Below are 8,269 nucleotides of genomic sequence, written 5' to 3' on the forward strand. Positions count from 1 at the left end.
ACGACGAGGGCCGTGATCATCGATGCTCGTGCCCGACGGTCACGGGGAGGCTGCATGGCGTTGCTGGATATCGCTGTCACGACAGTTGGCGGCGCGCTCTCGGCGACCGTCGGGGTCCTCGTCGGCGGGATGCTCACCCGGCGTGCGACGGACCAACACTGGCTCCGGGACCGGCAACTCGTCGCCTACCAGGACCTGCTGCGGGAGTACGCCACGTTCTCGATGATCCTGCGGCGCGCGCACCTGGGACGCACGGCCTGGGACTACGACTGGGGGGCGTGGAGCGCCGCACTGATGTCGGCCAGCCTCGTCGCCCCGAGCGCGGTCACCGCCGAGATCGACACGTTCGGCCAGGCGGTGCAGCGACTCCTGGACGTGACCACGTCGGTGGACACGACTACCGCACCACTGTCGCGGGACCAGTTCGAGCAGGCGATGGTGGCACCGGCCCGGGCGCAACTGGCCCTGGTCAATGCCATGCGCCGATCGGTCGGCCAGCGTCAGGGGCCGCTGTCGACGTGGTTGGGCGGAGCAGACGGCCGCCCGCCACACTGGCAGCCGGCTCAAACCGGACACAACGCGCCCTAGGGGATCGCCGCCTCGGTCACACCTGTCCTCCCGCCCCACCTGTCATCGCCGTACGTCGATGTCAAGGGGCCTCCCGGCCGGCCGCCGTGCCCGCAGCCGCCGCCGCGGCGCGCCGGAGGGGCCGGCCCGTGCCCGACGTGGGCGTGACTGTCGGTAGGCTTTGCGCACATGAGCCTGCCTCGCCCCGTCCTCGTGGTGGACTTCGGAGCCCAGTACGCCCAGCTCATCGCGCGCCGGGTCCGCGAGGCGAAGGTCTACTCCGAGATCGTGCCGCACTCGATGCCGATCGCCGAGATGCTGGCGAAGAACCCCGCCGCGATCATCCTCTCCGGTGGCCCGTCCAGCGTCTACGCGCCGGACGCGCCGCAGATCGACGCGGGCGTGTTCACCGCCGACGTGCCAGTCTTCGGCATCTGCTACGGCTTCCAGGCGATGGCCCAGGCGCTCGGCGGCACGGTCGCGCGGACCGGCAACCGGGAGTACGGTGGCACGCCGCTGCGCCCCCGCCTGCTCGACCCCGGTGTGCTGCTGCGCGACCTGCCGGCGGACCTGCCGGTCTGGATGAGCCACGGCGACGCCGTCACCGCGGCCCCGGAGGGCTTCACGGTGACCGCCGAGTCGGCGGGCGCTCCGGTGGCCGCCTTCGAGGACCTGGCCGGGCGTCGCGCCGGTGTGCAGTTCCACCCGGAGGTCGGCCACACCTCGCACGGCCAGGAGATGCTGACCCGCTTCCTGTACGACATCGCCGGCATCGAGCCGACCTGGACGCCCGAGAACATCATCGACGAGCAGGTGGCCCGAATCCGCGCCCAGGTCGGCGACAAGGAGGTCATCTGCGGCCTGTCCGGCGGGGTGGACTCCGCGGTCGCCGCCGCGCTCGTGCACAAGGCCGTCGGCGACCAGCTCACCTGCGTCTTCGTCGACCACGGCCTGCTGCGAGCCGGCGAGGCCGAGCAGGTGGAGAAGGACTACGTCGCCGCCACCGGCATCAAGCTGAAGGTGGTCGACGCGGCCGACCGGTTCCTCGGCGCGCTGGCCGGGGTGACCGACCCGGAGCAGAAGCGCAAGATCATCGGTCGGGAGTTCATCCGGGTCTTCGAGGCCGCGGCCCGCGAGATCGCCTCGCATGGCGACGTGGAGTTCCTGGTCCAGGGCACGCTCTACCCCGACGTCGTCGAGTCCGGCGGCGGCACCGGCACCGCCAACATCAAGAGCCACCACAACGTCGGCGGCCTGCCGGAAGATCTGAAGTTCGCGCTCGTCGAGCCGCTGCGCACCCTGTTCAAGGACGAGGTCCGCGCGCTCGGCCTGGAGTTGGGCCTGCCCGAGGCGATGGTCTGGCGGCACCCGTTCCCGGGCCCCGGCCTGGCCATCCGGATCATCGGCGCAGTCGACCAGCAGCGCCTCGACCTGCTGCGCGAGGCCGACCTGATCGCCCGCGAGGAGCTGACCGCCGCCGGCCTGGACCGGGGCGTCTGGCAGTTCCCGGTGGTGCTGCTCGCCGACGTACGCAGCGTCGGCGTGCAGGGAGACGGGCGCAGCTACGGGCACCCCGTGGTGCTGCGCCCCGTCTCCAGCGAGGACGCCATGACCGCCGACTGGTCACGACTGCCCTATGAGGTGGTGGCCCGGATCTCCACCCGGATCACCAACGAGGTGGCCGAGGTCAACCGGGTGGTGCTGGACGTGACGAGCAAGCCACCGGGCACCATCGAGTGGGAGTGACCGCCGCTCACGCGGCCGGCGGTGGGCTGCTGTCGTGCGGGTTGTGCGGCGGGCTCGGCGGCGCGGGGAACGGGGTCGTCGGCGGGTAGGGCGGCGTCGGGGCGTACCCCGGCATCGGCCCGCCCGGCGCGGGCCCGGCGGTCGGCGGCGGACCCGCCTGCGGCGCGGCGCCCGCCGAGTGCGGCCAGGCCGGCGCGCCGGTGGGCTCCTCGGGCATCAGGAACCACATGATCGGGTACGCGAGCAGCGCGAGCCCGCCGGTGAGCAGGCCGGTGACCGCGAAGGCCACCCGGACCAGAGTGGGGTCGACGGCGAAGTAGCGGCCGACGCCGCTCGCGACCCCGGCCACCATGCGGTCGGTGGTGGGTCGACGGAGCTGCTTGTACGGGGCGCGGGGAGCGGTGGCGGATGTCATGACTCCACGGTCCGCGCCGGTGCCCGCCCCGCCCTCGGTGACCGCCCGGATCCTTACCCTGACCAATCCCTGATCGGGACCAGACAGTCAGGAATCCGACTCTTTTCCGTCCCGGTAACCCGGCCCGGGGAGAATTTGCTTTCGTGACCACCTTGCTGGAGCCGCTCCGCAGGATCGCGGCATACGCAGTCTGTGCTGATTCGACAGGCCGAGTCCTGCTGGTTCGCGCCTCCGAGCGCTCCGGCACCCCCGGCACGTGGTCCCTGCCCGGCGGGGCGGTCGACCACGGCGAGGACCCCAACCACACGGTGGTCCGCGAAACCGCCGCCGAGACCGGCCTCTCGGTCGCCGTCTCGGGCCTGGCCGACGTCCTCGCCGACATGCGGGCGCTGCCGGAGCGCGGCATCACCATCCACACTGACCGGCTGATCTACCGGGTGGCGGTCCGCGGCGGCACGCTCGCCGACCGGGTCGGCGAGCGCCCCACCGACCTGGCCCGCTGGTACACCCTCGACGAGGCGCGCGAGCTGCCGCTGCGCTCGTTCACCGCACGTGCCCTCGGGCTGCCCGCGTCCTCCGCCGACGTGGTCCCCGACGAGGCACCCGAATTCCCCTCCTTCTACGCGGTGCCCGGCCCCGACGGGCTGCACCGGGCGCAGCGCTTCGCCGCGTACGCGGTGTGCACCGACCCGGCCGGCCGAGTGCTGCTCACCAGGGTTTCCGACGGCTACCCGGGCGCCGGCTGCTGGCACCTTCCCGGCGGCGGCACCGACTACGGCGAGCAGCCCGGCGCGGCGCTCATCCGCGAGTTGGTCGAGGAGACCGGGCAGACCGGCCGCCTGGTCGAGCTGCTCGGCGTGGCCAGCCACCGGGACGCCGCGTCGCTCGGCCCCGAGGGCTACCCGATCGACTGGCACGGGGTGCGTGCCTTCTACCGGGTCGTGGTCGACCAGCCCAACCCGCTGACCGTGGCCGACGTCGGCGGCTCCACCTGCGAAGCCCGCTGGTTCGCCCGCGAGGAGCTCGGCGCTCTCCCCACCCACCACCTCACCGAGGTAACCGCCGAAGCGGTCCAGGCCGCGCAGCTCACCTGACCCGTTCCGCCGCGGAGCGGGTCGCACGGCCGGTGGTCGGTGGCGGTGCGTGCTGGCGGGAAGTCTCGGCGCTGGTGCTCGCTGCGGGCAGCGCATCGGGCCGGGTGCCGGGGGTCGGGGTGTCAGGGTGCCGGGCGTCGGGGCGTCGGGTGATGGGCATCGGGGTCGGGTGGTCCGGCGGCTCTCCGGACCTCCGGGGGGCGCGAATCGCCGAGAAGTCCCAAACAGCCGGTACGGGCCGGATGATCGACTCCGTTTTTGCTGAATTCGGGGTGTCCCAGCGCGCCAGGATGCCCCCGACATTCATGAACCCGAGTCGATCACCGCGAGACCAGTCTCCCGCGCCACGGCAGCCTGAGCACAGAGCAGCCCTATCGGCCAAACCGGACGTCCGTTGCGCGGATCTCCGCGCTCCCAGCGTCGATCATGAAGTTATTGTCAGGACACGCCGAGCTGAACGGCAATAACCTCATGATCGACGGGCGGCTGGGCGGCTGGGCGGCTGGGCGGGCGGGGTGGGGGAGCGGAGTTGGTGGGGATGGACCTTCTGCGGCGGGTTGGCGTTTATGGCATTTTGTGGGATTCGGGCCGGGTCCTGCTGGTTCGGGACGGGGTCGAGGGTGAGTTCCCGGGGATGTGGCGGCTGCCCGGTGGTGCTGTGGCGCACGCCGAGCACCCGGAGCATGCCGTGGCCCGTGAGTTCGCCGAGCAGGCCGGGTTGACCGTGGCGGTCGGCCGGCTCCGGGCGGTGGTCGCTGACGTGGTCACCTACCCGGAGGAGGCCGTCGCGCTGCACACCGACCGGCTGCTGTTCGAGCTTGCCGCGCACGACGGCGCACCGCACGACGCCGTTCGGCGTGACGGCGCACCGGGCGACCGCGCACCGCACGGCGGCGTTCCGGGCGACGGTGCACCGCGCGACGGTGCCGGGGGTGGCGTGGTCGAGGAGGTGCGCTGGCGCACTCTGGAGGAGGCGGCCCGAGTGCCGCTGACGCCGTTCACCGCCGGGGTGCTCGGCCTGCCGGTCACCCCGCTGCCGCCCCGGGTGCGTCGGTCGGCTGGGTTGTTTCCGCCGGCGCATCCCGACCGCAGGCTGCGGTTCGGGGCGTACGGGCTGGTCACCGATCCGGCCGGGCGGATCCTGCTGACCGAGATCGCGGCCGGTTATCCCGGGGCTGGCCTGTGGCACCTGCCCGGCGGTGGGACCGATCATGGCGAGCAGCCGGCCACCGGTCTGCTGCGGGAGTTGGTCGAGGAGGGTGGTCAGCGGGGCCGGGTGGGGGAGATCCTCGGGGTGGACAACCTGCACAATCCTGCCGCGCTGGGCCCGGAGGGTCGTCCTCTGGACTGGCATGGCGTACGGGTGATCTATCGGGTGCTGGTGGACGTACCCACTGATGCGGTGGTCACCGAGTCTGCCGGAGGTTCGACGGCTCGGGCCGGATGGTTCACCCGGGAGCAGGCTCTCGACCTGCCGTTGAGCGATATCGCTGCCTCGGCAATCGGACAGGGTGGCCGATAGCACTCCGCTCGATGAGCCGAGTTGGTGACCCTCCGGTACAGTCAAAGGCGGGAATGATGGAGGAAACGGGCGATGAAGCCCGGGATGGGAATAAGCGAGCGGTTCGCGCGGTTTAGACCAGTTGTAAGCACCGCCGGCAGCTATCGCCAAGCCATGTCCCCCTATGCGATGGTGTACTCCGCGCAAAACGGCTGCCGGGCCACGCACGGTCCGGCACGAGACAGCCGGACACCCGCCCCGCGGCGGCCAGCCGATCCGGTGATGGAGGAAACGTGCCGAGAGCCCCATGGCGCCGGCGTCGTACTACTGACAGTCCGCGCCCCGCAGGGCGTCGCTGGGCGGGCCCGTTGCGCCGCAGCAGCACATTCGCCCGCCAGGTGCTGTTGGTCCGCGTCGGTCGCCGTGACGGCGACCTGCACGCGACCAACATGACCCCGACCGAGCATCGGTACGCCGACCGGCAGCGTCGCCGCTACGGCCTGGACCGGCTGAGCCGTCCGGCTCTGGGTGTCGGTCGAGCCGAGATCGAGGCGATCATGCCGGTCAGCCCGGCGATGCCGCCCATGACGCCCGTAGACGAGGCTTCGTCGCGGTCGATCCCGCTGCTTCCCGGCGAGCGCACCATCGCCCGCCGGGTGAAGTTCGGTCTGGTCAACGCCTGCACGCTGGCCAGTCTGATGCTGGGCATGCTGGCCATCTTCCTGGCCATGCAGGGCGAGGTTCGTCTCGCCGCGCTCTGCCTGATCGCCTGCGTCGGCTTCGATGGTCTGGACGGCGCGCTGGCCCGTCGACTGGGCGTGGCCAGCCCGTTCGGCGCGCAGATGGACTCCCTTGCCGACATGTGCTCGTTCGGCCTTGCCGCACCGGTGGTGGTCTACGCCTCGCTCGCCGGCTCCGTCTCCACGGCCGCGGCGGCGGTGGCGTGCGCCCTGGTCGCGGCGTGTGCCGCGATTCGACTGGCCCGCTTCAACGTCTCGCCGAAGGACGGCCGTTTCTTCTGCGGCGTACCCACCACGATGGCGGCTGCGGTGCTCGCCGTGACGGTGGCGATCGGCCTGCCGGTGCCCGGTGCCGTGCTGGTCGCCGGGGTCGCGCTGCTCGCCTTCGCAATGGTTTCCAGCTTCCCGTACGCCAAGCTCGCCCGCCTGGTGAAGCTGCCGCCGTGGCTGTGGCTGGCCCCGGTGATCGGCGCGCTTATCGACATCCGGCTCACGTTCGCGCTGATCGTGGTGGGTTACCTGGTCAGCGGGCCGGTGCTCTGGCTGCGACAGCGTCGTACCGCCTGATTCGGCATAGCGAACGGGGCGCCGCGGACAGCGGCGCCCCGTTCTTCGGTTGTGGGTCAGCGCCAGCGGGCGATCACCGTGGACCCGCCCACCACCTTGTCGCCCGGCCCGACCAGCGGGTCCGCAGCGTCGGCCGGGAGGTAGACGTCGGTCCGCGAGCCGAAACGGATCAGCCCGAAGCGCTCGCCCTTGGCCAGCAGTGCGCCGATCGGCGCGCGCTGCACGATCCGGCGGGCGATCAGCCCGGTGCGCTGCGCGACCACCACCGTCCCGCGGGCGGTGTCCAGCACCGTGTACGCCGCGACGTTGTGCTCGGCGTCCGGTTTCATGGCGTTGACGAAGCCGCCATCGGCGACGAAGTAGTCCACCACCTTGCCCGCGACCGGGGAGCGGTTGACGTGCACGTCCAGCACGGACAGGAAAACGGCGACCCGCAGCCACTCGCCGTCACCGAAACGCTCGTCGTGCAGCCGCTGCACCGACAGGACCTTGCCGTCCGCGCTGGCGACCACGGCGGTCGGGTCTTCCGGTACGTCGCGTTCCGGGTCCCGGAAGAACGCGGCGACCGGCCCGGCGGCCAGCGCCGGCAGCAGCCAGAGCTTGGACGACGGACGCGCCACCCGGGCCAGCGCGGCGAGGCCCAGCGTGATGCCGGCAGCGGCCACGCCGTTGGAGTCGATGTGCATGCCGCGGGTCAGCGGCACACTCGACGGCCGGTACGCGGGGGCCAACCTGTCGGCCGTGGCGGGACTGGCCGGGGTGAATCGCAGTCGGTAGACCCGGACCGGTGGTGAGTTGCGCAGCACCAGGTCGGCGCCGACACCGTAGAGGGCGTCCTGCCGGGCCAGCTCCGTGGCGGCGCCGCTGGTCCGGCCGGGCGTGGCGGTGGTCGCCACGCTCAGCACCGCACCGTCGGACAGGTATTTGGCCAGGCCCTCGATGCCGCTGCGGGTCTCCTCGGCGGTGCCGCCGAAGACCTCGCCGGCGATGACGACCTCGGCGGCTTCGGCCTCGGCCAGGGAGTCGACGACGCCCACCCGGTCGGCGACCCAGCGGCCCTGGGCGTTGACGTGCTCGCGGAGCGCGGCAGCGCCGAGCGACTCGGCGGGCACCACGGTGAGCCGGTCACCGGGGAGCAGCGCCTCGATCGCCGCGGCCAGCACCGCGGACTCCGGGCCCACCCCGACCAGCAGGGCGGCCTTGGGGTCGTTGATCCGGGCCAGTTCGGCGACGAGGGTACGGGCGGCTCGCTCGCCGATGCGGACCGGACCGGACCGGCCGGTCGTGCGCACGGCGGGGGACTGGGTCATGTCGGGCGGGCTCCTGACGGGGGTAGAGACGGGAATCGCGGCGGGACCGCCATGGCGGGGACGGGCCGGCCGGCGGAGGCGAGATCTCCACCGGCCAGCATATGCGCCCGTCCGCGGCAGCGGCACCGCCGCGGTGCTGGAGTAGCCGAGGCCGGCCGGCGCCCGAGGGTCAGACCTCTCCGCGTCGACCCTCCCGCTCGTCACCCGGCTGGTCGCCGACCGCGCTGGCTGTCGGCTGGTCGCCGACCGCGCTGGCTGTCGGCTGGTCGCCGACCGCGCTGGCTGTCGGCTGGTCGCCGACCGCGCTGGCTGTCGGCTGGTCGCCGACA

General features: G+C 72.5%; 7 protein-coding genes. 5 read left to right on the forward strand and 2 right to left on the reverse strand.

The window, feature by feature from the left end; all coding sequences use genetic code 11:
• The first annotated feature begins 54 nt into the window (after positions 1-54).
• Both AB0B57_RS10750 and guaA read left to right on the forward strand, forming a co-directional pair.
• Positions 55-588, forward strand: a complete 534-nt coding sequence (locus tag AB0B57_RS10750; protein ID WP_357067625.1) for a hypothetical protein — start codon at positions 55-57, stop codon at positions 586-588.
• Between the two features lie 168 nt (positions 589-756).
• Complete coding sequence (gene guaA / locus AB0B57_RS10755; protein WP_357067627.1) at positions 757-2,313, forward strand: glutamine-hydrolyzing GMP synthase; 1,557 nt, start codon at positions 757-759, stop codon at positions 2,311-2,313.
• A 7-nt stretch (positions 2,314-2,320) separates the two neighbouring features.
• Here the strand turns inward: guaA and AB0B57_RS10760 are convergent, their stop codons facing one another.
• Positions 2,321-2,728, reverse strand: a complete 408-nt coding sequence (locus AB0B57_RS10760; RefSeq protein WP_357067629.1) for a PspC domain-containing protein — start codon at positions 2,726-2,728, stop codon at positions 2,321-2,323.
• A gap of 143 nt (positions 2,729-2,871) precedes the next feature.
• On the opposite strand from AB0B57_RS10760, the gene AB0B57_RS10765 reads away from it, so the two are divergent.
• From AB0B57_RS10765 to AB0B57_RS10775, 3 genes are all read left to right on the forward strand, one after another.
• Positions 2,872-3,822, forward strand: a complete 951-nt coding sequence (locus tag AB0B57_RS10765; protein ID WP_355032446.1) for an NUDIX domain-containing protein — start codon at positions 2,872-2,874, stop codon at positions 3,820-3,822.
• Between the two features lie 538 nt (positions 3,823-4,360).
• Positions 4,361-5,344, forward strand: coding sequence for an NUDIX domain-containing protein (locus AB0B57_RS10770; protein WP_357067632.1), 984 nt, complete (start codon positions 4,361-4,363; stop codon positions 5,342-5,344).
• Between the two features lie 347 nt (positions 5,345-5,691).
• Complete coding sequence (locus AB0B57_RS10775) at positions 5,692-6,630, forward strand: CDP-alcohol phosphatidyltransferase family protein (RefSeq protein ID WP_357067634.1); 939 nt, start codon at positions 5,692-5,694, stop codon at positions 6,628-6,630.
• Between the two features lie 56 nt (positions 6,631-6,686).
• Here the strand turns inward: AB0B57_RS10775 and AB0B57_RS10780 are convergent, their stop codons facing one another.
• A complete protein-coding gene (locus AB0B57_RS10780) occupies positions 6,687-7,940 on the reverse strand; it encodes a phosphatidylserine decarboxylase (protein ID WP_357067636.1) in 1,254 nt (417 codons plus the stop codon).
• Positions 7,941-8,269 lie beyond the last annotated feature (329 nt).

This window comes from Micromonospora sp. NPDC049101, from assembly GCF_040648675.1.
Taxonomy (GTDB): Bacteria; Actinomycetota; Actinomycetes; order Mycobacteriales; family Micromonosporaceae; genus Micromonospora.